Here is a 23,466-nt window from a genome sequence, read left to right as displayed (position 1 = left end):
TCGTCAATGACGACAATCACGGTTTACAACCAGTCCCAACACTTCCTGACAACACGCGCGTGACGTACGTCGAGTCGCAGATTGAAGTCTAACGACGGATCGGCTGTATCTGTTGACATAATTCGATGACTTTTCACCGCCAATTCTCGCTTTGCACGAAGATGTGCGCTGTAGCGTGCAAGCGGAGGCGTGATAACGACGTCAGCCCAGGAACCGAGTGAAGTCGGAGACAGGCGCGCGCTCAGTGACCAGCGTATTTTCGATGGCAGCCGGATTGGCGTAACCCATCGACATGCCGCAGACGACCATCTCGTCATCGGTCAGTCCAACATGCTCTGCGATGACCCGATGGAACTGCGTGAAAGCGGCCTGCGGACAGGTATCGATGCCGCGGGCACGCGCCGCCACCATCACGGCCTCCAGGAACATGCCGTAATCGAGCCAGCTGCCCTGCTCCATGACGCGGTCGATTGTGAAGATGATGCCGACCGGCGCATCGAAGAATCGGAAGTTGCGCGCATGCTGTGCGTGCATGCGTTCCTTGTCGGCGCGACCGATGCCGAGCAGGCCATAAAGGTCCCAACCGACCTTGCGGCGCCGACTCTGGTACGGATCGATCCACGTGCGCGGGTAGTACGGATACTCCTCGCGATGCAGCGTGTCCGCCTCCGGGTGGTCGTACGCCGCCAACACCGATTCGGACAAGCGCGCTTTCGATTCGCCCGTCAGCACATAGACCTTCCACGGCTGCGTATTACTGCCTGACGGTGCACGGCGCGCGACATCCAGAATCGCTTCGATGTCTTCGCGTGCGACGGGCGTCGGCAGGAACGCGCGCACGGAGCGGCGCGAAGTGATTGCCTGATCGACGAGTTCGACTTCTGCGGAGGTGGGACGTCGGTCGGCCATGGCGATGCGCAGAATTCAGGCAGGAATATTGGACGCAAGCGGCTCAAGCACGGCACGCAGCGCATCGGGCAGCGGCACGGGCCGACGCGTTTCACGGTCGACGTAGACGTGCACGAAATGGCCCTGCGCGGCCGCCTCTTGTGCGTCGCCGCGGAACAGCCCCACCTCATAGCGCACGCTCGTGTTGCCCAGGCGCGCAACACGCAGCCCCGCTACCACCGGATCCGGAAACGACAGCGGCGCGAAGTAGTTGCATTGCGTCTCGATGACGAGGCCAATGGTGTCGCTGTGCTCGGGGTCCAGCACGCCCTGCTCGATCAGGTAGGCGTTCACCACGGTGTCGAAGTAGCTGTAATAGACAACGTTGTTGACGTGGCCGTAGACGTCGTTGTCCATCCAGCGCGTGGTGATGGTGTGGAAGTGGCGGTAGTCGTCGCGCGTCTGACGGGGCGTGCTCATGGGCGGCAGGCAGGTGGCAGTGGAAAGTGATCAGGATACGCCAGCCCCTCGCCCTCGGTCACTTGCGGATGACGAGCGCCACACCGCATGCGGCGATGACCATCCCCAGCGCCGCGAGCGGCGGAAAGCGCTCGCCGAACAGCGCCCAGGCCATCACGGCGGTTGTGGGTGGCGTCAGGTACAACAGCGACGTCACCTTGGTGGCCGCGCCCTTGCGGATCAGCACAAACAACAGCGAGATCGCCCCAATCGACAGCGCCAGCACCGACCACACCAGCGAGCCGATCATCGGCAGCGTCCAATGCACCTCACGCGTCTCAAACAAGAACATGAACGGCAAACACAGCAGCGCCGAGGCCCCGAACTGGATGCACGCGCCCATCCGCAGGTCGAACACCGGGCAATGGCGCTTCTGATACAGCGTGCCGACGGTAATCGACAGCAGCGCGCCCACGCACAGCGCAAGCGTCGTCACGCCAACGCCTGCCAGGTGCAGCTTGTTCGCCACCACCAGGCCCACGCCCGCGATGCCGCAAAGCAACCCCAGCCATTGGCGATTCGACACACGCTCGCCGCGCATGGATACATACAGGGCGGTCAAAATCGGCTGCATGCCGACGATCAGCGCTGTCATCCCAGCCGGCATGCCGAGCTTGACCGCGGCCCAGACGCCCGCCAGGTAGCCCCACTGCATCAGCAAACCAGCCACCGCGATGTGGCTGACGGCCGCCCAGTCAGTGTCGCCCGAGCCGGCGCGGCGCGGCAGCGGCACGCGCGCCAGCCAGACCAGCGGCAGAAGGCACACCAGCACACCCACGAAGCGGAAAAACAGAAAGGTCATCGGCTCCGCGTACGGCATCCCGTACTTGGCCACGATAAAGCCCGTGCTCCAGATCAGCACGAACAGCCACGGCATGGCGACGACAAACAGGGAATCGCGCGCGGAGTTCGGCGCGACGGAAGACACTTGGGTCATGCGGAAAGCGGAAGAGAGGTCGATGCGCCAGCGGCCTCGTCGCGTGCTGCCCAGCGCTGTGCGTGGCGGGCAGCCAGCGCGATGGTCTGCGCGTGGACGGCCACGGTATCGTCGATATTGTTGCCGTAGCCGCCTGCCATGGTAACGGCAACCGGTATGCGCCGCTGATACGCGAAATCGAAGACTTCCTGGTCGCGCCGGGCCAAGCCCTCGAGCGTCAGTTTGAGCCGGCCAAGCCGATCGCCCTCATGCGGATCCGCGCCGGCCAGATAGATGATCAACTGCGGCTTGAAGCGCCCAGCCAGGATGTCCAGTGCGCCGGTCAGCGCTTGAAGATAGTCTTCGTCACCGCAGCCATCGTGCAGGCCGATGTCCAGGTCCGACGCCTCCTTGCGGAACGGGTAATTCTTCTCGCCGTGCAGCGACAAGGTGAAAACGGTGGCGTCATCGCGCAAGATCGACGCCGTGCCATTGCCCTGATGAACGTCGAGGTCGACGATGGCCACCGGAAAATCCGCGGGCGTCCTGCCCGCTTGGCGCTGAATCCAGCGTGAGGCGACGGCCGCGTCGTTGAATACACAGAAACCGCCGCCCTTGTCCGCATAGGCATGGTGCGTACCGCCCGCCAGATTGACGGCAATGCCATCGGCCAGCGCAGCCTCGCACGCGGCCATTGTGGCGCCCGCCGACCGGCGACTGCGTTCGACCATTTCGGGCGACCACGGAAAGCCGATCTCGCGCTGGCGCGCGGGGTGGAGCCGACCGGCGCTCACCGCATCCACATATTCCGGCGTGTGCGCCAGCAACAACGCATCGTCATCGGCGCGCGGCGCCTCGGTCATGGTCAGACCCGGCACGTCGGCCAAGACACGCGCCCGCAGGTCGCTGTACTTGCGCATCGGAAACCGATGGCCCGGCGGCAACGGCAATACAAAGTGGTCGGTGTAGAACGCCCGCATGTGAATAACAAATCGCAACGCAACAAAAATGGCACTCGGGCGCATCCTAACCTAGGCTGCACTCGTGTGTTTTTTGAGACGGAATTACGGCCGAAAGTGGTCAACGGTACTCCACGTGCACCACGAGCGCGCATTTTTCTGCCACAAAAAATTACGCCAAACGGTTGGTCGCGCAATTCCTGTGCACGAAAAATCGGCGAATTCTGATTTTTGTGCGATGCACAAAGAATGCTTGACACTGATTTGCCATTCAACAACAATGAAATTGTTGCGATGCACCATCCCGAATTCATCGCGATGTCGCCTGGAAGGCCCGACGCTGACCGTCATGCTTTGTACATCTGGGCGATCTAAATTTTTATTTTGATTCCCCGACCCACCTTTGTATTTGGAGAGACAACATGCTGACTCAGGAACAGATCGCTGCGGCGCACAAGGCCAACCTGGAAACGTTCTTCGGCCTGACCAACAAGGCTTTTGAAGGCGTCGAAAAGCTGGTCGAACTGAACCTGCAAGTCGTCAAGGCCACCCTGGCCGAGAACGTCGAACACGCCAAGAAGGCACTGACCGCCAAGGACGCCCAAGAGCTGCTGTCGGTGCAAACCGCCGCTGTCCAGCCGCTGGCTGAAAAGGTTCTGGCTTACAGCCGCCACCTGTACGAAATCGCTTCGGACACGCAAACCGAATTCAGCAAGGCTGCTGAAGTGCAAATCGCTGAAAACAGCCGCAAGCTGCAAGCGCTGGTCGACAACGTGTCGAAGAACGCTCCGGCTGGTTCGGAATCGGCTGTTGCCCTGGTGAAGTCGGCTCTGTCGGCCGCCAACAATGCCTACGACTCGGTGCAGAAGGCCACCAAGCAAGCTGTGGAACTGGCTGAAAGCAACTTCCACGCTGCGGCCAACGCTGCCAGCAAGGCAACCGCTCAGGCTTCGGCTCAAGCGCGCGCTGCCACCGGCAAGAAGTCGGCAACGACCGCTGCCTAAGCGCTAAGCCGCTTTAGTCGTCTGGTTGTTGAAGCGGGCCTCCTTCGGGAGGCCCGTTTTGTTTTGGCGGTCGAACCCATCCTCCAAACACGTCGTTTGCGAGCATTTGCGCGGAACCGAAACGCAGGCCCACCGGTCCATCCCATCGTGTTCGTTAGATTGTCTCCTCGGTCCCGCTACCGAAACCTGTCCTCAGTGGTGATCAGTGGGTACCTTTAGCCCGGCTTCGGCCGGGTTTTTTGTGTGCGCTGGAAACGTCTCGTGCCTTCAAATTGCGAACTTTTGCAGGCAGCAGACGCTCCATTCTGTATTGCGGCCCCCGCCCCCTTTTTACTCCCAATGTCTCGCGAATCCCTGGTCAAGCGCAGTCTGATCGTCACGGCGGCGCTCATCCTGTTGCTGGAAGAATGGATCTGGAACGTGATGCAGCGGGCCACTGCCCGCCTGGCGGCGCATCCGTGGGTCCAAGCCGCGGAGCGAAAGTTGGCGCAGCTCGAGCCGATCGAAGCCCTCTGCGCGTTTGCCCTGCCGATGTTGGCGTTGCTGCCGTTCAAGCTGGCCGCCGTCTATGTGCTGGCGCGAGGCCATGTCATTGCAGGGACGTTTGTGCTGATCGCAGCGAAAATCATCAGTACCGGTCTGGGCGTGCGCATCTATTCCGCCGTACGACCGCAGTTGCATACAATCGTCTGGTATGCCCGCTGGGAATTCGCCTTCCTCGCTTGGAAACGGCGGATGGTGGCTGCCCTGCAGTCGACACCGACTTGGCAAGCCCTTCAGGTACGAATTGCCGTCTGGCGAGCCCGGCGGCATGGGTTGATGCAGCAAATGTGGCGCCGTCTCACTGCGGCGCTACGCCTGCTCCGCCGACATCGGCGCCCGGCCGGGCCTCGGCATTGACTTGCCTCGGGACTCAGCGCCGCAACAAAGGAAAAGGGCCGCCCAATCGAGCGGCCCTTCTTCTTGCCGGCCAGACTTCGGAGTTGCCTCTAAATCCTGGCGGTTAATTGCAATTCAGCGCTTACGAGCCGGCGGCACATCCGTGCAAACGCCTTCATAGATTTCCGCAGCCATTCCCACCGACTCACCCAACGTGGGGTGCGGGTGGATGGTCTTGCCGATATCCACGGCGTCCGCGCCCATCTCGATGGCTAGGCAAACCTCGCCGATGAGGTCACCCGCATGCGTGCCAACGATGCCGCCACCGATAATGCGGTGAGTTTCCTCGTCGAAGATCAGCTTGGTGAAACCCTCGTCGCGGCCGTTGGCAATGGCCCGGCCCGAAGCCGCCCAAGGGAACACGCCCTTGCCGTACTTGATGCCCTGCGCCTTGCACTGCTCTTCCGTCAGCCCTGCCCAAGCCACTTCCGGATCGGTATAGGCCACCGACGGAATCTGCTTGGCATCGAAATACGCCTTCTCGCCGTGTGCGGCTTCGGCTGCCACGTGGCCCTCATGCACGGCCTTATGTGCCAGCATCGGCTGCCCGACGATGTCGCCGATCGCGAAGATGTGCGGCACATTCGTGCGCTGCTGCTTGTCCACGTCGATGAAGCCACGGTCCGTCACGGCCACGCCGGCCTTTTCCGCGCCGATGCGCTTGCCGTTCGGCGCGCGGCCCACAGCCACCAGCACCATGTCATAGCGTTGCGGCTCGGCCGGTGCGGCTTCGCCCTCGAACTTGACGTAGATGCCGTCCGGCTTGGCTTCAACGCCGACCGTCTTGGTCTTGAGCATGACCTTGTCGAAGCGGCTCTTGTTCATCTTGTCCCACACCTTGACGAGGTCGCGGTCAGCGCCCTGCATCAGGCCGTCGAGCATTTCCACCACGTCGATGCGGGCGCCCAGCGTGCTGTACACCGTCGCCATTTCCAGGCCGATGATGCCGCCGCCGATGACCAGCATCTTGGCCGGCACTTCGCGCAATTCCAGCGCGCCGGTCGAATCGACGATGCGCGGATCTTCCGGAATGAACGGCAGCTTCACGGCCTCGCTGCCTGCAGCGATGATCGCCTTGGCAAAACGGATGACCTTCTTCTCGCCCGTGGTTGCCTTGCCGTCGCCGTCCGTCAGCTGCACTTCGAGGTGGTTCGGGTCCAGGAACGCACCGACACCGCGCACGACCTGCACCTTGCGTGCCTTGGCCATGCCGGCCAGCCCGCCGGTCAGCTTGCCGATGACGGATTCCTTGTGCTTGCGCAGCTGGTTGATATCAACCGTGGGCTCGCTGTAGACAATGCCGTGTGCGGCCATCGCCTTCACTTCGTCCATGACGGCCGCCGTGTGCAGCAGCGCCTTCGACGGGATACAACCCACGTTCAGGCAGACGCCGCCCAGCGTAGAGAAGCGCTCCACCAGCACAGTGTTCATGCCGAGATCGGCGCTGCGGAAGGCTGCCGAATAGCCGCCGGGGCCCGAGCCGAGGACGAGCATTTCGCATTCAATGTCGGCGCCGCCGGCATGCTTGGCCGCTTGCGGAGCGGGGGCCGATGCGGCGGGTGCTGCAGCGGGCGTGGCGGCCGGAGCCGGTGCTTGAGCAGGCGCCGGAGCTGCCGCCGCACCGGCTTCCGCCGTGGCGATCACCGTGCCTTGGCTGACCTTGTCGCCCACCTTGATCTTGACTTCGACAATCTTGCCGGCCACATCCGACGGCACGTCCATGGTGGCCTTGTCGGTTTCCAGCGTGATCAGCGCCTGATCGACGGTGACGGCATCGCCCGCCTTCACCATCACTTCAATGACGTCCACGTCCTTGTAGTCGCCGATGTCCGGCACCTTGATTTCCACCACGCTCATTCCTGACTCCTTGTTCTTGTCGTCGGCGCCCGGCATCGCCCGGGCCCGCTGACGCTTTTCAATCCTGCAGACGGACTGTGTGCACTTCGATCGGGCCGCCCGAACTCTTGTCGAACTCCACGCCTGCGGATACGCCCACCTGGGCAACGTCCGCCGCCGACTTGCCCGGCATGTCGTACACCGCCGACATGGCCCCCAGCGCAAAATTGCGCCCCGAGCCGATGCCCCAGAAGCGGTCGAACGAAAACACCTCGCGGTACGAATACACGCCGTAGATGCCGGTGGCGTTGGCGATCAGGCAGGTGATCTGCGACGACTCGTAAGGGTCGTCGTCGTCTTCCTTGGTGTTGACGAAATACTCGTCCTTGAGCTTTTCATGCACCTTGAGGAAGGTCCGGAAGACGTCGTCGCGCGTACCGAGGCGGCACTCATCGGCCAGCCCGGCCAGCAGACTGCGCATGACCGGAAAGTGGGCCGTTGTGCCCGCCAGAGCGATCAGCGAATCGCCCACCTGGAAGATCTTCTGGTTCTGCTCGTAACCACGCGCCAAGCGCGTATCACCGAATGTCACCAGCGAATCGGCCGCAATGGCTACTTCGCCGTCTTTCTTGACCACCACGCACGTCGTCATGTCGTCCTCGCCATCAGTCCACTGACCAGTCCGCCGACCGCTGCAAACCCAACCGGGCCGGCACGCACAGGCCCGAAGCCAGATGCGTGCCGCGCCCGCGTGGGCTTACAGGCTGACGCGGCGGAAGTCCGCCAGCACGCTGGCCAGATACGCGTTGAAGCGCGCAGCCTCCGCGCCGTCGATCACGCGGTGATCGTACGACAGCGACAGCGGCAGCGTCAGGCGCGGCACGAACTGCTTGCCGTCCCAAACAGGCTTTTGATAGCCGCGCGACAGACCCAGGATGGCCACTTCCGGCGCGTTGATGATCGGCGTGAAGTGCGTGCCGCCAATGCCGCCCAGCGACGAGATCGAGAAGCAGCCGCCTTGCATCTGGTCCGGCTTGAGTTTGCCTTCGCGGGCTGCCTTCGACAGGTCGGCCATTTCCTTCGCGATGTCGATCAGGCCCTTCTTGTCCGCATCGCGGATCACCGGCACCACCAGCCCATTCGGCGTATCGGCCGCAAAGCCGATGTGGAAGTACTGCTTGAAGACCAGGTTGTCGCCGTCCAGGCTCGCGTTGAACGTCGGGAATTTCTTCAGCGCGCCCACGACCGCCTTGATCACGAACGCCAGCATGGTGAACTTCACGCCGGCCTTTTCGTGGTCCTTGTTCATCTGCACGCGGAAGGCTTCCAGCTCGGTGATGTCCGCTTCGTCGTTGTTGGTGACGTGCGGGATCATGACCCAGTTGCGGTGCAGGTTCGCACCGGAAATCTTCTTGATGCGCGACAGCGGCTTCGGATCGACCGGGCCGAACTTGGTGAAGTCGACCTTCGGCCATGGCAGCAGATTCAGTTCGCCACCGCCAGCCGGTGCGCCAGCCGCAGCCTTGCCCGGCGCAGCAGCTTGGCCGCTCATCACGCCCTTGACGTAGCGTTGCACGTCTTCCTGCGTGATGCGGTTCTTCGGGCCCGTGCCGCCAACGAGGTTCACGTTGACGCCCAGCTCGCGCGCGTATTTGCGCACGGAGGGGCTGGCATGGGCGGCCTTGCCAACCGTACCCACGGTGTCAGCGGTGTACGTAGCAGGCGCCGCGGCCGGAGCAGCCGCGGGGGCCGGGCTCGGTGTAGCGGCCGCCGGTGCGGCTACGGGTGCCGGTACTGGGGCTTGCGCAGGTGCCGGCGCAGCAGCTGCACCGCCTGCGCCCTCCAGCACCACGATCAGCGTGCCTTGCGACACGGCATCGCCCACCTTCACGCGGATGTCCTTGACGGTACCGGCGGCCGGCGACGGCACATCCATCGTGGCCTTGTCCGACTCGAGCGTGATCAGCGACTGCTCGGCTTCCACCTTGTCGCCCACCTTCACGCTGATCTCGATGACCGGCACGTCGGTGTAGTCGCCAATGTCCGGCACCTTCACTTCGATCGTGCCGCCGCCGGCGGCAGCCGGCGCAGGGGCCGGAGCTTGCGCGGCCGGTGCGGGTGCCGGTGCAGGAGCGGCCGGAGCCGGTGCGGGCGCAGCTTGAGGTGCCGGGGCCGGTGCGGCAGCAGCGCCCTGCTCTTCGAGCAGCAGCACCAGCGAGCCTTCCGACACGGTGTCACCCACCTTGATCTTCACTTCCTTGACGATGCCGCTCTTGGGCGAGGGCACGTCCATGGTCGCCTTGTCCGATTCCAGCGTAACCAGCGAATCCTCGGCGTTGACGGTATCGCCCGCCTTGACCAGCACTTCGATCACCGGGACGTCTTTGTAGTCGCCGATGTCCGGCACCTTGATTTCTACGACTTGACTCATTCTTCTGTCTCCAGAGGGTCTGGCGGCGAGAGCATCCGGCGGCGGACACGCGTTGCCCCGCAGGCTACCGCATCGTGCAGGCAAATGCACGTTGCGGGAAGTCTGTCGGGGCGGTGCCCGGCCGGGACGCAACCCACGCGCCCGGCGGCTCCGTTATACGGTCATCGGGTTGGGCTTGTTCGGATCGAGGTTGTACTTCTTCAGTGCCTCGGCCACCTTTTCGCGCGGCAGCACGCCTTCGTCGGCGAGTGCCTTGAGCGACGCGACCGTCACCCAGTAGCGATCCACCTCGAAGAAGTGGCGCAGCTTCTCGCGGGTATCCGAACGGCCGAAGCCGTCGGTGCCCAGCACCACGTAGCGACGCGGCACGAAGGCGCGGATCTGCTCGGCGAACGTACGAACGTAATCAGTCGATGCGATGACCGGGCCGCGTGCGTTCTTGAGCAGCTTCTCAACGTGCGACTCGCGTTGCGGCTCGGTCGGGTTGAGCAGGTTCCAGCGTGCGATGGCGTTGCCTTCGCGGGCCAGCTCGGTAAAGCTCGGGCAGCCCCACAGGTCCGACTCCACGCCCCAGTCCTTCTTCAGCAGATCAGCCGCGGCAATCACTTCACGGAAGATCGTGCCCGAGCCCAGCAGTTGCACGCGCGGCGCGTTGCTGTTTTCGACGCCCTTCTTGAACTGGTACATCCCCTTGATGATGTCGGCCTCGACACCCGCCGGCATTTCCGGGTGCTCGTAGTTCTCGTTCATCACCGTCAGGTAGTAATAGACGTCTTCCTGCTCGACATACATGCGGCGCAGGCCGTCTTGCATCACCACCGCCAGTTCGTACTGGAAGGTCGGGTCATACGAGATGCAGTTCGGGATGGCGGCGTGGTACACGTGCGAGTGGCCGTCTTCGTGCTGCAGGCCTTCGCCGTTCAGCGTGGTGCGGCCAGCGGTGCCGCCCAGCAGGAAGCCGCGCGAGCGCATGTCGCCGGCGGCCCAGCAGAGGTCGCCGATACGCTGGATGCCGAACATCGAGTAGTAGATGTAGAACGGGATCATCGCCACGCCATGCGTCGAATACGACGTCGCGGCGGCGATCCAGTCGCACATGGCGCCGGCTTCGTTGATGCCTTCCTGCAGCACCTGACCCGTCTGCGATTCCTTGTAGAACATCAGCTGGTCGTGATCCTGCGGCACGTACTTCTGGCCTTCCTGGTTCCAGATGCCGACCTGGCGGAACAGACCTTCCATGCCGAACGTACGCGACTCATCCGGCACGATGGGCACAACGTGCTTACCGATGTTCTTGTCTTTCAGCAGGATGTTCAGAATGCGCACGAACGCCATCGTCGTGGACACTTCGCGGCCTTCACCGGTGGCCTTGAGCAACGCGTCGAACGCAGACAGCGCCGGAACCTGCAGCGGGTCGGCCTTCTGGCGACGGGCCGGCAGGTAGCCGCCGAGGTCCATGCGCGCCTTGCGCATGTATTCGAGTTCCTTCGAGCCCTCTTCGAACTTGACGTACGGAACGTGCTCGAGCTGGTCGTCGGCGACCGGAATATTGAAGCGATCACGCAGCTTGCGGATGGCATCCACCGGCATCTTCTTCTGCTGGTGGGCGATGTTCATCGCCTCGCCGGCTTCGCCCATGCCATAGCCCTTGATGGTCTTGGCGAGAATGACGGTCGGCTGGCCCTTGTGGTTGGTCGCCGACTGGAATGCCGCGTAGATCTTGTGCGGATCATGGCCACCGCGGTTCAGCGCCCAGATGTCGTCGTCGGACCAGTCGGCCACCATGGCCTTGAGTTCCGGCGTGTTGAAGAAGTGCTCGCGCACATAGGCGCCGCTCTTCGACTTGAAGGTCTGGTACTCGCCGTCGACGCATTCCATCATGCGGCTCATCAGCAGGCCCTTGGTGTCGCGGGCAAGCAGCTGATCCCAACGGCTGCCCCAGATGACCTTGATGACGTTCCAGCCGGCGCCGCGGAATTCCGATTCCAGCTCCTGGATGATCTTGCCGTTGCCGCGCACCGGGCCGTCCAGGCGCTGCAGGTTGCAGTTGATCACGAAGACGAGGTTGTCCAGCTTTTCACGGCCGGCCATGCCGATCGCGCCCAGCGATTCCGGCTCGTCGGTTTCACCGTCGCCCAGGAACGCCCAGACCTTGCGGTTTTCCCAGTTCTGGATCAGGCCGCGGCTGGCCAGGTACTTAGTGAAGCGCGCCTGGTAGATCGCCATGATCGGGCCCAGGCCCATCGACACGGTCGGGAACTGCCAGAAATCCGGCATCAGCCACGGATGCGGATACGACGAGATGCCCTTGCCGTCGACTTCCTGGCGGAAGTTGTCGAGTTGCTCTTCGGTCAGGCGGCCCAGCAGGAAGGCACGCGAATACACGCCCGGCGCCGAGTGGCCCTGCACGAAGACCATGTCGCCGCCGTGCTTGTCCGACGGGGCGTGCCAGAAGTGGTTGTAGCCGACGTCATACAGCGTGGCCGCCGAAGCGAACGACGAGATATGCCCGCCGACGTTCGTGTCCTTGTTCGCACGCAGCACCATCGCCATGGCGTTCCAGCGCGTATACGAACGGATGCGGTGCTCGATTTCCTGGTTGCCAGGAATGCGGTCCTGGTTCTCGACCGGGATCGTATTGATGTAGGGGGTTTCTGCGTGCAGCGGAGACGTCACGCCGTTGATGCGTGCGTACTCGATCTGCTTATCAAGGAGGAATGCCGCGCGCTGCGGGCCTTCCGCGCCGATGACGCCTTGCAGCGCCTCCAGCCATTCCTTGGTTTCCTGGGGATCAGCGTCGCTGGCGCTCGTGGCACCCAGGACTTGTTCTGGTACGGCCGACATGGCGGTCTCCTTGGTAGCAGTAACGGTAGTTGCGTCTCTTGTGGGGCGTCTTTCGCACGCACGTTTGCACGCGCGCAAGGACCACCCCGACTTTTGCGCTGATTCTATGGGCACCCGCAAATGCAGCACAAGCGGAATTTTCAAATTGCGATATGGTTTTTTATAATGTGGAATATTGCGGCGATGCAAAACAAATCACTTTTGACATTGCACTGCAGCATTTATTGAGCGCTCAGAACACCTCACCAAGCGGTTTCCCCAAGCGACCCGCAAGTTGATTGCCGTTACACTTAGTTTTGCGCAGTTGCACAGATGTCCACTCCCTTACCTCCGCAGAATTCCGGCGTTCGTCCGCCCATCATGCTTGCCCCCTCCCACGCTTCGCAGGACCCGGCCGCCAAGTCCGAGCCGTCAACGCCTGCCGCGCCTGCGCGCATTTCCGTGAACGCGCCGGAACTGCCCTCGGACGAAGCCGTGCGCCCGAACGTGCCGCGGCGCCTCTGGCTGACGCGCCTGGGCCGCCTGTGGACGACCAACTGGTTCATGTTCATCCCGCTGGTGGCGATCGTCCTGTTTGCCGGCGCGATGATTTTCATCCTGTATCAGTTGCACGCCACCGAGGTGCAGCAGCAGCGCGACGCCCTCTACCGCGATGCCGCCTGGGCGGAGCAGAAGGTCCGCCTGTCACTGCAAAGCAACCAGGACCAGGTGGCCGCCCTCGCGCGCGACATTGGTGCCGCGCAGCTCGACCCGAGCGCCTATCGCGATGCCGCCCGCCAGCTTCTGCGTGAGAACCCGGAACTCGTCTTCATCAATTGGCTGGATGCCACGCGCCGCCCGCGCTGGGCGTTCCCATCAAATTCCGAATTCACCGCACGCGTGCGCGAAACGCGCGACCATCCGCTCGAACCCGAAATCCAATCTGCCTACGACGCTGCCCGGGAAACGCAGCGCGCCGTCTACTCCCGCCCCATCCAGAACGAGCGCGGCGAGAGCTTCATGCTCATGGAAGTCCCAATCGTGCGCGACAACGAATTCCTCGGCACGGTGGGCGCCATGTATTCGGTCACGGGCATCCTCACGCAGCTGCTGCCTGGCGAGCTGACCGACCGTTATCGCTTCTCGCTGGTCGACAAGAACAACGTGGTCCGCGCGAGCACCTCGTTGCGACCGGTGCCCAAGGCCGCCGCGTCGTATGAAGTGCTGCTGGATCCGCCGGGCCATTCGCTGTCGTTGCGGGCCGAGGCATATCCGGCCCCGTCCAACCTGCCCAACAACATGCTGATGTGGCTGGTGGCGGGCCTGTCGTGCTTCGTGATCTGGAGCCTCTGGAGCGTGTGGCGCCACACCAGCCGCCGCTCGGAAGCCCAACGCGCGCTCCTGGCAGAGACCTCGTTCCGACGCGCCATGGAAAACTCCATGGTGATCGGCATGCGTTCGCTCGACCTCAACGGCCGCATCACCTACGTGAACCCGGCCTTCTGCCGCATGATCGGCTGGACGGAGGCCGAATTGGTCGGCCGCATGCCGCCGTTCCCGTATTGGCCGCCCAACGAGATCGGCGAGATGCAGAAGCACATCGAGCTGACCCTGCGCGGCAAGGCGCCCGCCAACGGCATGGAATTGCGCATGATGCGCCGTGACGGCACGAGTTTCTATGCGCGGATGTACGTCTCGCCGCTGATCGACGCACGCGGCCGGCATACGGGCTGGATGAGTTCCATCACGGACATCACCGAGCCCAAGCGCGCCCGCGAAGACCTGGCCGCCGCGCACGACCGCTTCACCACGGTGCTCGAGAGCCTGGACGCGGCCGTGTCAGTGCTCTCGACCGACAAGGCCGAACTGCTGTTCGCCAACCGCTACTACCGCCAGCTCTTCGGCTGGGAAGCGTTCGGCCACCTGCAGCTCTCCGGCAACGACGTCAACACCGAAGACGTGTCCAGCGATGCGCTCGACCTGGTCGACGCCTACGCCGGCTTGCCGGCCTCCGAACTGACGCCGCACGCGGCGGACGCGCGGGAAATCTACGTGCCGTCGATGCAGAAATGGTTTGAAGTGCGGCGCCGCTACATCCAGTGGGTCGACGGCCACCTCGCGCAGATGCAGATCGCCACGGACATCACCGTGCGCAAGGCCGCTGAAGAGATGACGCGCCAGCACGAAGAGCGCCTCCAGTTCACCAGCCGCCTGACGACGATGGGCGAGATGGCGTCGTCGCTGGCGCACGAGTTGAACCAGCCGCTGGCGGCCATCAACAACTACTGCATGGGTGCGGTCGGCCGCCTGAAGTCCGGGCGCAGCACGCCGGAAGAACTGATCCCGGTGCTGGAAAAGACGTCCGCCCAGGCCGTGCGTGCCGGCACCATCATCCAGCGCATCCGCGGCTTCGTGAAACGCAGCCAGCCGCAGCGGCGCGAATCCGACCTGCGCGACATCGTCGCCGACGCCGTCGGCCTGGCCGAATTGGAGGCCACGCGGCGCGGTATCACCATCCTCACGCGCCTGCCGGGCGACCTGCCGCATCTGTACGTCGATCCGGTACTGATCGAGCAGGTGCTCGTCAACCTGCTCAAGAACGCCGCCGAAGCCATGGCCGCGCACCCGCGCCTGCGTGCCGCCAGCGTCCTGCGCCTGCACGCCAACCTGATCAACGACCCGGAAAATTCCGTGCTGATCGAGGTGATCGACCAAGGCCCGGGCGTAGACGACAGCACCAAGGAGCGGCTGTTCGAGCCGTTCTTCAGTACCAAATCCGACGGCATGGGGATGGGGCTGAATATCTGCCGCTCCATCATAGAATCCCACCTCGGCAGACTCTGGGTAGAAAACAACGCCGATGGCATCGGCTGTACGTTTAAAATCATCCTGCCGCTGAATCCGCTGTAAATCGTTTTTAAAACATAGAACGTAGACCGAGGACTCCTCCATGAGCACAACGCCCGCCGCAGTTGCGCCGCGCAACGAAACCGTGTTCGTCGTCGATGACGATGAAGCCATGCGTGACTCGTTGACCTGGCTGCTCGAAGGCAACGGCTACACCGTTCGCACGTACCGCAGCGCCGAAGAATTCCTGGTCGACGACAAACGCGGCGAAGGCGTCGGCTGCCTGATCCTCGACGTGCGCATGCAAGGCATGAGCGGCCCCGAGCTGCAAGACCGCCTGCTGGCCGAAAACAGCCGCATGCCGATCGTGTTCGTCACGGGCCACGGCGACGTGCCGATGGCAGTGTCGACCATGAAGAAAGGCGCGGTCGACTTCATCGAAAAGCCCTTCGACGAATCCGAACTGCGCGAGCTGGTTGAACGCATGCTCAGCAAGGCCCGCAGCGAAGACTCGGTCGCCCGCGAACAAAAGGCCGCCAAGGACCTGCTCGGCCGCCTGACCACGCGCGAGCAGCAAGTCCTGGAGCGCATCGTGGCCGGCCGCCTGAACAAGCAGATCGCCGACGATCTGGGCATTTCCATCAAGACGGTGGAAGCGCACCGCGCCAACATCATGGAAAAGCTCAACGTGAACACCGTGGCAGACCTGCTGCGCCTGGCCCTGTCGCGCAACGCCTGATTCGGCTGCAGGAAAAACCAGGCGATCATCCGGGCGGCCGGAAGGGAGGCGGCGATTTATAATCGCGGTTTGCCCTCTCCCTCCTCCGCCCAGCCATGACCGCCCAACTCATTGACGGCAACGCGCTTGCCAAACAACTCCGCGCCGAGGCCGCACAACGCGCTGCTGCCCTGACCGCGCGCGGCCACCAGCCCGGCCTCGCCGTCATCCTCGTCGGCGAAGACCCGGCCAGCCAGGTCTATGTACGCAACAAGATCAAGGCGTGCGAAGACAACGGCTTCCTGTCCAGCTTCGACCGCTACCCCGCTGACCTGTCCGAAGCCGACCTGCTCGGCCGCATCGACGCACTGAACCGCGACCCGCGCATCCACGGCATCCTGGTCCAGCTGCCGCTACCCGAGCACATCGACAGCCACAAGGTGCTCGAAGCCATCGCGCCTGAAAAAGACGTCGACGGTTTCCACGTGGCCAATGCCGGCGCGCTGATGACCGGCGCCCCGCTGTTCCGCCCGTGCACGCCGTACGGCTGCATGAAGATGCTGGAATCGATCAACTACCCGGTGCGCGGCGCCAATGCGGTGGTGGTCGGCGCCTCCAACATCGTCGGCAAGCCGATGGCGATGCTGCTGCTGCAGGCCGGCGCCACCATCACCATCTGCAACAGCAAGACGCGCGATCTGGCCGCACACACGCGAGAGGCCGACATCATCGTGGCCGCCGTGGGCCGCCGCAACATCATCACCGCCGACATGGTCAAGCCGGGCGCGGTCGTCATCGACGTCGGCATGAACCGCGACGATGCCGGCAAGCTGTGCGGCGACGTCGACTTTGCCGGTGTCAAGGAAGTTGCCGGCTACATCACGCCGGTGCCGGGTGGCGTCGGCCCGATGACGATCACCATGCTGCTGATCAACACCCTGGAAGCCGCCGAGCGCGCTGCTGAAGGAGCCGCCCTGGCGGCGTAAGCTTCACCCTGATCCAGTTGGAAACGGAAAAAGCGTCCCCACCTGTTGGATCGGACGCTTTTTTTGTCCGCCGAATTTCTCTACCGAGCCCGCCATGACCGATATTTCGCCCAAGGTTGCCACCCCGGCCAACAATCCGCTGCTCGATTTTTCTGGTCTGCCGCGCTTTGCGGACATCCGCCCCGAACACATCACGCCGGCCGTCGACGTGCTGCTCGAGCGCGCCGCATCGGCGGTGGCGCAGGTCAAAGACCCGGCCACGCCCGTCAGCTGGAACACCGTCGTCACCGCACTCGAAGACGCCACCGAACCGCTGGGCCGCGCCTGGGGCATCGTCAGCCACCTGAGCGCCGTCGCCGACACGCCGGAGCTGCGCGAAGCGCATGCCGCCAATCTGCCGCGCGTGACCGAATTCTGGTCGGGCCTGGGTCAGGATCTGGAACTGTTCGAAAAGTACAAGGCGATTGCCGACAGCGCCGAATACGCCACGCTGTCGCCCGCGCGCAGGAAGCTGCTTGAGAACGAACTGCGCGGGTTCCGCCTGGGCGGCGCAGAACTGCCCGAAGACCAGAAGCCGCGCTTTGCGGCGATTCAGGAACAGCAGGCGCAGTTGACCAAGGCCTTCAGCGACCACGTTTTGGACGCGACCAACGCCTACGCGCTCGTCATCGACGACGAAGCGCGCCTGGCCGGTTTGCCCGAAGACGCCAAGCAGGCCGCCCAGGAAGCTGCGCGCCGCGATAATCCCGAGGCGACCGGCTGGAAGTTCTCGCTGCACTTCCCCTCGTATTTCCCGGTGCTGCAATATGCGAACGACCGCGCGCTGCGCCGCACGCTGTACGAAGCCAACGTCACGCGTGCGTCCGAACTGGGCGCACAGTACGGCGGCGGCAAGGCCGAGTGGGACAACACCGCCAACATGGCCGAACAGCTCGCGCTGCGCGCCGAAGAAGCGCACATGCTGGGCTATCGCAATTTCGGCGAAGTGTCGCTCGTGCCGAAAATGGCCGACTCGCCCGAAGATGTGCTGCGCTTCCTGGGCGAACTGGCCGACCGCGCCCGTCCGTTCGCCGAGAAGGATTGGGAAGAACTGCAGGCGTTCGCCAAGACCACACTCGGCATCGACAAGCTCGAACCGTGGGACATGGCGTACGCGTCGGAAAAGCTGCGCGAAGCGCGCTACGCGTTTTCCGAGCAGGAGGTGAAGCAGTACTTCCCCGAACCTGCCGTGCTGGACGGCCTGTTCAACGTCGTGCAGACGCTGTTCTCGGTGAAGATCCAACCGGAGGCGGCTGAGGTATGGCACCCGGACGTCCGCTTCTTCCGCGTCGAATCGGCACAGGGCGAGCTGCTCGCGCAGTTCTACATCGACCTCTACGCGCGCGAAGGCAAGCGCGGCGGTGCGTGGATGGACGACGCGCGCGGTCGCAAGCTGCTGGGCGATGCGGGCGTGCAAACCCCCGTGGCTTACCTCACGTGCAACTTCTCCGGCCCGGTCGGCAACAAGCCCGCGCTGTTCACCCACGACGAAGTCATCACCCTATTCCACGAGTTCGGCCATGGCCTGCACCACATGCTCACGCAGGTGGATGAGTTGGGCGTGTCGGGCATCAACGGCGTGGAATGGGACGCGGTGGAGCTGCCGTCGCAGTTCATGGAAAACTTCTGCTGGGAATGGGAAGTGCTCTCGCGCATGACGCGCCATGTGAATTCCGGTGAACCGCTGCCGCGCAAGCTGTACGACAGCATGCTGGCCGCGAAGAACTTCCAGAACGGCATGGCGACGCTGCGCCAGATCGTGTTCTCGGCGTTCGACATGCACCTGCACACGGATTTCGACCCGAAGGGCGCGACCTCGGTGCTGGAGCTGTCGCGCCAGATCAACAATCGCTTCCACGTCGTGCCGCAGGCCGAGCTGTCGCGCTGGCCGAACACGTTCAGCCACATCTTTGCCGGCGGCTATGCGGCGGGCTACTACAGCTACAAGTGGGCAGAAGTGCTGTCGGCGGATGCCTATGCCGCGTTCGAGGAAGCGAGCAAGCTGGGGGGCTCGGTGCTGGATGCGGAAACCGGCGCCCGCTATCGCCGTGAAGTGCTGGCCGTGGGCGGCAGCCGCCCGGCCATCGAATCGTTCACAGCCTTCCGCGGCCGCGCACCGAGCATCGATGCACTGCTGCGCCATGGCGGCATGGTGGCGGAAACCGCCTGACGGTCTGCTTGGCCAGGCGTGACAACGCCGCTTCGTGCCTCCGTGCCGAAGCGGCGTTTTCATTCGAGCCCGCAGCGCTTGATGGCACAATATCGCACCCCTGAACGGCGCCAAAGTGCGCGCCGTTGCCATTTGCAAGGATCGAGCCCTCATGCGTGTCGCAACCTGGAACGTTAACTCTTTAAAGGTGCGCCTACCGCACGTGCTGCAATGGCTGGCCCAGCGCGAAGCCGACGCCACGCCCATCGACCTGCTCTGCCTGCAGGAACTCAAGCTGCCCGATGACCGCTACCCGCTCGCCGAGTTGGACGCCGCGGGCTACAGCTCGTTGTTCACCGGTCAGAAGACGTACAACGGCGTCGCCATCCTCGCGCGCAAGGCGTCGGTGCCTGAAGGCCGCGATGTGGTGAAGAACATCCCGGGATTTGATGACGAGCAGCAGCGCATCGTGGCCGCGACGTACGACGTGGACGGTGGCCCGGTCCGCGTGATCTCCGCCTACATTCCGAACGGACAGGCGCTCGATTCCGACAAGTTCGTCTACAAGCTGCGCTGGCTGGAGGCGCTGCAGGCGTGGCTGACAAGCGAGTTGGCAGCAAACCCGCGCCTGATGCTGCTGGGCGATTTCAACATCGCCCCCGAAGACCGCGATGTGCACGATCCGAAAAAGTGGGAGGGTCAGAACCTGGTGTCGCCGGAAGAGCGGGCGGCGTTTCGGGCGATGCAAGGCGCCGGGCTCGTCGATGCCTTCCGCATGTTCGAGCAGGAAGACAAGCTGTTCTCGTGGTGGGACTATCGCATGTTCGGCTTCAAGCGCAACGCGGGCCTGCGAATCGACCACATCATGCTGTCGCCCGAACTCGCCAAGCTGTGCGAGTCGTGCCATATCGACCGGGTACCGCGCACGTGGGACCAGCCGTCGGACCACACGCCTGTGGTCGCCGCCTTGCGCAGCGCATAAGGAGCGCCTGCATGGCTTCCGCCTTCAAGCACCGCAATCTGCCGCATCTCCTGCTGCGCGCGCGTGAGACGTTCATGGCGCGCTTCCGGCCGATCCTGCGCGAGCGCGGCATCACCGAGCAGCAATGGCGCGTGCTGCGTACGCTCAACGATACCGGCGACATGGAGCCCAACCAGCTCGCCGACGCCTGCCTGATCCTGAGCCCCAGCCTCACGCGCATGCTGGCAGCGATGGAGCAATCCGAGATGATCGTGCGCACGAAGTCGCCGGTGGATCAGCGACGCCAGGTGATCTCCCTCACCCCCAAAAGCCGCCAGTTCCTGGCCGACGTGGAGCCGCAGGTCGATGCGGAATACGCACGCATCGAAGCCCAGCTCGGCCGCGCGCGGCTGGACGCGCTCTACGCTGCGATCGATGAGTCGATCCAGCTCATGGAAACGCACACCCCGATGGGCCGTTTCGTCGGCGACGAGTAACGCCCGTCAATACACACTGCCGGCTGACTCGGGATGAGCGGCGTTCTCTCCCTTGAACGCCTTGGCCAGTTGCTCTGCGCTGCGCGCCAGCAGCGTGACATCCGTTCCGACTGCAACGAACGTCGCACCCAGCGACAGGTAGTGCTTCGCCTGCGCCTGATCGGCTGACAGAATGCCCGCCGCCTTGCCGGACGCGACGATGCGTTGAATGGCGCCGTCGATCGCGTTGCGGACTTCCTGATGCCCCGGCGCTCCAAGATGCCCCATCGACGCTGCCAGGTCGCCAGGACCAATGAAGACGCCGTCTACGCCTTGCACGGCGAGAATCGCATCGAGATGCTCAAGCGATTCCGCGGTTTCGACTTGGATAAGCGTGCACATCTGCGCATCGGCCTGGTGGAGGTAATCATCCACACGGTTCCAGCGCGATGCACGAGCCAGCGCACTGCCGACGCCGCGGATACCGTTCGGGGGATAGCGCATCGCCTCAACGGCGGCATGCGCCTCGTCGGCGTTCTGGACCATCGGCACCAGCAGTGTCTGCGCGCCGATATCCAGCAGGCGCTTGATCTCGACCGGATCGTTCCAGGCAGGCCGCACGATGGGATGCGATGCGTAGGGTGCAACGGCCTGCAATTGCGCGAGCGTCGATTGCAATTGATTCGGCGCGTGCTCGTTATCGATCAGCAGCCAGTCGAAGCCGGCGCAGGCAACAATTTCTGCCGGGTACGGATGCGTCATTGCGAGCCACAGGCCAATCTGCGGCCGGCGCTCGGCCAGCGCGCGCTTGAAGTTGTTCACCGGAAGCTGCATGGCGAGGACATCCTTTGAGCGTTAGACGGGTTAGACGGGTTAGACGAAATGGCACGCGATGCTGCCAAGCGGACCGTAGTCGCAATGGAATGTATCACCGGGCCGGGCTGGCACTGGCCGCGTGAACGATCCGCCAAGGATTACCTGCCCCGGCTCCAGCGCAACGCCGTGCGGTGCCAGCTTGTTGGCCAGCCAGACGACACCGTTGGCCGGGTGGTTCAGCACGCCGGCGGCCACGCCCGTCTCTTCGATGACGGCGTTGCGTGAAAAAATGGCGCTCACCCAGCGCAGGTCCACATCGCGCATGCGGATGGGACGGCCGCCCATCACGACGCCGGCGTTCGCGGCGTTGTCCGCAATCGTGTCGAACACCTTGCGCGGACGCCCGCTGTCCGGGTCGATCGATTGAGACCGCGCATCGATGATCTCCAGCGCGGGGATCACGTGGTCCACCGCGTCGTACACATCGAACAGCGTCACGTCCGGCCCCTGCAGCCGCTTGCCCAGCACGAAGGCGAGTTCGACTTCCACACGCGGCACGATGAAGCGGCCGGCAGGAATCTCGCTCCCCTCGGCAAAGAACATGTCGTCGAGCAGTGCTCCGTAGTCTGGCTCGTCAATCTGCGAAGACTGCTGCATCGCACGCGACGTTAAGCCGATCTTGTGCCCCTTCAGGCGCCGCCCCGCCGCCAGCTTCATCGCAACCCACTCACGCTGGATGGCGTAGGCGTCTTCGATGGTGATGTCGGGGTGGTCAAGCGAAACCTGGCGGATCTGCCTGCGGTCAATCTCGGCTTGGTGCAGCTGGCGCGCGATGGTCTGGATGATCGTGGTGTCGAGCATGCGTCAAGCCTTGCGAAAACGCGCGTGGATGTTGTTGTGCTTGTAGCTGCCGCCCTCGTCAAACTCGGTCAGCTCCATCGACAGCGCCAGATAGCGGCGCGCAAAGGCCTCGGCAAAGTGTGCCTTGACTGCCTCGAACAGCGCATCGCCGGCGGCCTTCTTGACCTCCGGTGTACGACCCGCGGCGATCTTGAGCGTGACATGGACGAAGGCGTCGTCCTCTTTGCCGTCGGCCACGCGGTAGTCGGTCAGCTTCATGGCGCGCGAACGGATTCCGCCGGTCGGAAACACGCCGTTCTGCGCCATCAGCGTCTCGTTCATCGCCTGCAGCAATTCCGGAATGCGGGCGTCGTCGCCCAGGTTGTCGGTGTATTCGACGATGACATGCGGCATGTCGCTCTCCTCAGGCTTCAACTTGTTCACGTTCGGGCAAGGGGAAGACCGCGTTGATCTGGCCCGTGCCGGAGCTGGCGAAATATTCGGTGATGACCTCGACGCCCCTGTCATAGGCATCCCAGCCAAGCAGGCCGAGCAGCATGGCCGTGTCGTGCATGCCGCCCTCACCTTCGCACAGCGATGCGTACTCGGGCAGCATTGCGCAGAAGGTCTTCCAGTCGCCCTGCTTCCATAGCTCGACCACGCGCAGGTCGACCTGCCTGAAAAACTCGCGGCTGATCTGGTGGATGGATTCTTCGGGGCTGCCGTTGTCGTTGAAGCGGTGCGAGAGCGATCCGCTGGCGAGGAACGCGACGGTGCTGTCGCTCGCCTCGATGGCTTCGAGCAGCGCGGCCCCGAAACGGCGGCTTTCATCCAGTGTGTGCCACGCGCACCAACCGGCAATCGACACGACCTTGAAGTGCTGGTCACTGTTCATGTACCGCATCGGCACGAGCGTGCCGTATTCGAGTTCGAGGCTATCGATTTCGTGCGCACGCGTGAACACGCCGCGCGCCGTTGCCGTCTCTGCAATCAATCGGCCCAGCGCCGGATTGCCGGGATAGGCATACCGCATGTCCTTGATGAAATGCGGCAGCTCGTTGCTCGTATAGACGCCTTCGAAGCGCGCGTTGCAATTGACGTGGTAACCGGCGTTGACGAGCCAGTGCACGTCGGACACGACGATGGTGTCCACGCCCAGATCGCGGCAGCGTTGCCCGATGATGCGGTGGCCCTCGATGGCCGCCGCCCGGCAGCCATGGTGCTTGCCCGGCAGCTCCGACAGGTACATCGACGGCACGTGGGTGATCTTCGCGGCCAAGGCCAGCTTGCCCATGGTGTCTCCTTCCGCCCTTGTTGTG

General features: G+C 63.6%; 20 protein-coding genes. 8 read left to right on the top strand and 12 right to left on the bottom strand.

Features of this window, described 5'->3' with window-relative positions:
• Window positions 1-201: 201 nt before the first annotated feature.
• Genes N511_RS0122265 through N511_RS0122250 form a run of 4 tightly spaced genes read right to left on the bottom strand, consistent with a single transcriptional unit; the run spans window position 202 to window position 3,348 of the window.
• A complete protein-coding gene (locus tag N511_RS0122265) occupies window positions 202-909 on the bottom strand; it encodes a nitroreductase (protein WP_027681278.1) in 708 nt (235 codons plus the stop codon).
• 15 nt (window positions 910-924) lie between these two features.
• On the bottom strand, window positions 925-1,368 hold the full coding sequence (locus N511_RS0122260; protein WP_027681277.1) for an acyl-CoA thioesterase: 444 nt from the start codon (window positions 1,366-1,368) through the stop codon (window positions 925-927).
• 58 nt (window positions 1,369-1,426) lie between these two features.
• Complete coding sequence (locus tag N511_RS0122255) at window positions 1,427-2,344, bottom strand: DMT family transporter (protein WP_027681276.1); 918 nt, start codon at window positions 2,342-2,344, stop codon at window positions 1,427-1,429.
• The gene (locus N511_RS0122250) at window positions 2,341-3,348 is read right to left on the bottom strand and encodes a histone deacetylase family protein (protein WP_037027201.1); all 1,008 of its coding nucleotides are present in this window, start codon (window positions 3,346-3,348) and stop codon (window positions 2,341-2,343) included. Before N511_RS0122250 ends, N511_RS0122255 begins: the two co-directional genes overlap by 4 nt.
• A gap of 356 nt (window positions 3,349-3,704) precedes the next feature.
• On the opposite strand from N511_RS0122250, the gene N511_RS0122245 reads away from it, so the two are divergent.
• The gene (locus N511_RS0122245; protein ID WP_024975535.1) at window positions 3,705-4,286 is read left to right on the top strand and encodes a phasin family protein; all 582 of its coding nucleotides are present in this window, start codon (window positions 3,705-3,707) and stop codon (window positions 4,284-4,286) included.
• A gap of 339 nt (window positions 4,287-4,625) precedes the next feature.
• Window positions 4,626-5,186 carry a hypothetical protein gene (locus N511_RS0122240; RefSeq protein WP_027681274.1) on the top strand — a complete coding sequence of 187 codons (561 nt, stop codon included), beginning with the start codon at window positions 4,626-4,628 and terminating at the stop codon, window positions 5,184-5,186.
• A gap of 114 nt (window positions 5,187-5,300) precedes the next feature.
• On the opposite strand, the gene lpdA is transcribed toward N511_RS0122240, so the two are convergent.
• From lpdA to aceE, 4 genes are all read right to left on the bottom strand, one after another.
• Window positions 5,301-7,082 (bottom strand): dihydrolipoyl dehydrogenase, encoded by a 1,782-nt coding sequence (gene lpdA / locus N511_RS0122235; RefSeq protein WP_027681273.1) that lies wholly within the window; start codon window positions 7,080-7,082, stop codon window positions 5,301-5,303.
• 58 nt (window positions 7,083-7,140) lie between these two features.
• The gene (locus N511_RS0122230; protein WP_027681272.1) at window positions 7,141-7,713 is read right to left on the bottom strand and encodes an MFS transporter; all 573 of its coding nucleotides are present in this window, start codon (window positions 7,711-7,713) and stop codon (window positions 7,141-7,143) included.
• A gap of 105 nt (window positions 7,714-7,818) precedes the next feature.
• Window positions 7,819-9,492 (bottom strand): dihydrolipoyllysine-residue acetyltransferase, encoded by a 1,674-nt coding sequence (aceF, locus tag N511_RS0122225; protein WP_027681271.1) that lies wholly within the window; start codon window positions 9,490-9,492, stop codon window positions 7,819-7,821.
• 153 nt (window positions 9,493-9,645) lie between these two features.
• Window positions 9,646-12,336, bottom strand: coding sequence for a pyruvate dehydrogenase (acetyl-transferring), homodimeric type (gene aceE, locus N511_RS0122220; protein WP_027681270.1), 2,691 nt, complete (start codon window positions 12,334-12,336; stop codon window positions 9,646-9,648).
• 312 nt (window positions 12,337-12,648) lie between these two features.
• On the opposite strand from aceE, the gene N511_RS0122215 reads away from it, so the two are divergent.
• The 6 genes from N511_RS0122215 to hpaR all read left to right on the top strand — a co-directional run bounded on the left by N511_RS0122215 (window position 12,649) and on the right by hpaR (window position 20,512).
• Window positions 12,649-15,225, top strand: coding sequence for a PAS domain S-box protein (locus N511_RS0122215; protein ID WP_027681269.1), 2,577 nt, complete (start codon window positions 12,649-12,651; stop codon window positions 15,223-15,225).
• A 40-nt stretch (window positions 15,226-15,265) separates the two neighbouring features.
• Window positions 15,266-15,901, top strand: a complete 636-nt coding sequence (locus N511_RS0122210) for a response regulator transcription factor (RefSeq protein ID WP_024975528.1) — start codon at window positions 15,266-15,268, stop codon at window positions 15,899-15,901.
• Between the two features lie 95 nt (window positions 15,902-15,996).
• Window positions 15,997-16,866 carry a bifunctional methylenetetrahydrofolate dehydrogenase/methenyltetrahydrofolate cyclohydrolase FolD gene (folD, locus tag N511_RS0122205; RefSeq protein ID WP_027681268.1) on the top strand — a complete coding sequence of 290 codons (870 nt, stop codon included), beginning with the start codon at window positions 15,997-15,999 and terminating at the stop codon, window positions 16,864-16,866.
• 94 nt (window positions 16,867-16,960) lie between these two features.
• Window positions 16,961-19,075 carry a M3 family metallopeptidase gene (locus tag N511_RS0122200; protein ID WP_027681267.1) on the top strand — a complete coding sequence of 705 codons (2,115 nt, stop codon included), beginning with the start codon at window positions 16,961-16,963 and terminating at the stop codon, window positions 19,073-19,075.
• A gap of 151 nt (window positions 19,076-19,226) precedes the next feature.
• Complete coding sequence (gene xth, locus N511_RS0122195) at window positions 19,227-20,036, top strand: exodeoxyribonuclease III (protein WP_027681266.1); 810 nt, start codon at window positions 19,227-19,229, stop codon at window positions 20,034-20,036.
• A gap of 11 nt (window positions 20,037-20,047) precedes the next feature.
• Window positions 20,048-20,512, top strand: a complete 465-nt coding sequence (gene hpaR, locus N511_RS0122190; RefSeq protein ID WP_027681265.1) for a homoprotocatechuate degradation operon regulator HpaR — start codon at window positions 20,048-20,050, stop codon at window positions 20,510-20,512.
• A gap of 6 nt (window positions 20,513-20,518) precedes the next feature.
• Here hpaR and hpaI read toward each other — a convergent pair whose 3' ends face one another.
• From hpaI to hpaD, 4 genes are read right to left on the bottom strand one after another with little or no spacing between them, the layout of a single operon-like run.
• The gene (hpaI, locus tag N511_RS0122185; protein ID WP_027681264.1) at window positions 20,519-21,325 is read right to left on the bottom strand and encodes a 4-hydroxy-2-oxoheptanedioate aldolase; all 807 of its coding nucleotides are present in this window, start codon (window positions 21,323-21,325) and stop codon (window positions 20,519-20,521) included.
• A 39-nt stretch (window positions 21,326-21,364) separates the two neighbouring features.
• A complete protein-coding gene (gene hpaH, locus N511_RS0122180) occupies window positions 21,365-22,168 on the bottom strand; it encodes a 2-oxo-hept-4-ene-1,7-dioate hydratase (RefSeq protein ID WP_027681263.1) in 804 nt (267 codons plus the stop codon).
• 3 nt (window positions 22,169-22,171) lie between these two features.
• A complete protein-coding gene (locus N511_RS0122175) occupies window positions 22,172-22,561 on the bottom strand; it encodes a 5-carboxymethyl-2-hydroxymuconate Delta-isomerase (RefSeq protein WP_027681262.1) in 390 nt (129 codons plus the stop codon).
• 10 nt (window positions 22,562-22,571) lie between these two features.
• Window positions 22,572-23,441 carry a 3,4-dihydroxyphenylacetate 2,3-dioxygenase gene (gene hpaD / locus N511_RS0122170; protein ID WP_027681261.1) on the bottom strand — a complete coding sequence of 290 codons (870 nt, stop codon included), beginning with the start codon at window positions 23,439-23,441 and terminating at the stop codon, window positions 22,572-22,574.
• Window positions 23,442-23,466 lie beyond the last annotated feature (25 nt).

Origin of the sequence: Ralstonia sp. UNC404CL21Col, assembly GCF_000620465.1 — a bacterium.
Classification (GTDB): domain Bacteria; phylum Pseudomonadota; class Gammaproteobacteria; order Burkholderiales; family Burkholderiaceae; genus Ralstonia; species Ralstonia flatus.
This window is presented reverse-complemented; position numbering and strand designations above follow the sequence as displayed.

Excerpts from the sequence above, each read along its gene's own strand:
- N511_RS0122200 (WP_027681267.1), top strand. The coding sequence starts at position 16,961 with ATGACCGATATTTCGCCCAAGGTTGCCACCCCGGCCAACAATCCGCTG.
- N511_RS0122240 (WP_027681274.1), top strand. The coding sequence starts at position 4,626 with ATGTCTCGCGAATCCCTGGTCAAGCGCAGTCTGATCGTCACGGCGGCG.
- N511_RS0122175 (WP_027681262.1), bottom strand. The coding sequence starts at position 22,561 with ATGCCGCATGTCATCGTCGAATACACCGACAACCTGGGCGACGACGCC.
- hpaH (WP_027681263.1), bottom strand. The coding sequence starts at position 22,168 with ATGCTCGACACCACGATCATCCAGACCATCGCGCGCCAGCTGCACCAA.
- N511_RS0122260 (WP_027681277.1), bottom strand. The coding sequence starts at position 1,368 with ATGAGCACGCCCCGTCAGACGCGCGACGACTACCGCCACTTCCACACC.
- hpaD (WP_027681261.1), bottom strand. The coding sequence starts at position 23,441 with ATGGGCAAGCTGGCCTTGGCCGCGAAGATCACCCACGTGCCGTCGATG.
- xth (WP_027681266.1), top strand. The coding sequence starts at position 19,227 with ATGCGTGTCGCAACCTGGAACGTTAACTCTTTAAAGGTGCGCCTACCG.
- aceF (WP_027681271.1), bottom strand. The coding sequence starts at position 9,492 with ATGAGTCAAGTCGTAGAAATCAAGGTGCCGGACATCGGCGACTACAAA.
- N511_RS0122215 (WP_027681269.1), top strand. The coding sequence starts at position 12,649 with ATGTCCACTCCCTTACCTCCGCAGAATTCCGGCGTTCGTCCGCCCATC.
- N511_RS0122230 (WP_027681272.1), bottom strand. The coding sequence starts at position 7,713 with ATGACGACGTGCGTGGTGGTCAAGAAAGACGGCGAAGTAGCCATTGCG.
- folD (WP_027681268.1), top strand. The coding sequence starts at position 15,997 with ATGACCGCCCAACTCATTGACGGCAACGCGCTTGCCAAACAACTCCGC.
- N511_RS0122250 (WP_037027201.1), bottom strand. The coding sequence starts at position 3,348 with ATGCGCCCGAGTGCCATTTTTGTTGCGTTGCGATTTGTTATTCACATG.
- lpdA (WP_027681273.1), bottom strand. The coding sequence starts at position 7,082 with ATGAGCGTGGTGGAAATCAAGGTGCCGGACATCGGCGACTACAAGGAC.
- N511_RS0122265 (WP_027681278.1), bottom strand. The coding sequence starts at position 909 with ATGGCCGACCGACGTCCCACCTCCGCAGAAGTCGAACTCGTCGATCAG.
- hpaI (WP_027681264.1), bottom strand. The coding sequence starts at position 21,325 with ATGCAGCTTCCGGTGAACAACTTCAAGCGCGCGCTGGCCGAGCGCCGG.
- N511_RS0122210 (WP_024975528.1), top strand. The coding sequence starts at position 15,266 with ATGAGCACAACGCCCGCCGCAGTTGCGCCGCGCAACGAAACCGTGTTC.
- N511_RS0122255 (WP_027681276.1), bottom strand. The coding sequence starts at position 2,344 with ATGACCCAAGTGTCTTCCGTCGCGCCGAACTCCGCGCGCGATTCCCTG.
- N511_RS0122245 (WP_024975535.1), top strand. The coding sequence starts at position 3,705 with ATGCTGACTCAGGAACAGATCGCTGCGGCGCACAAGGCCAACCTGGAA.
- hpaR (WP_027681265.1), top strand. The coding sequence starts at position 20,048 with ATGGCTTCCGCCTTCAAGCACCGCAATCTGCCGCATCTCCTGCTGCGC.
- aceE (WP_027681270.1), bottom strand. The coding sequence starts at position 12,336 with ATGTCGGCCGTACCAGAACAAGTCCTGGGTGCCACGAGCGCCAGCGAC.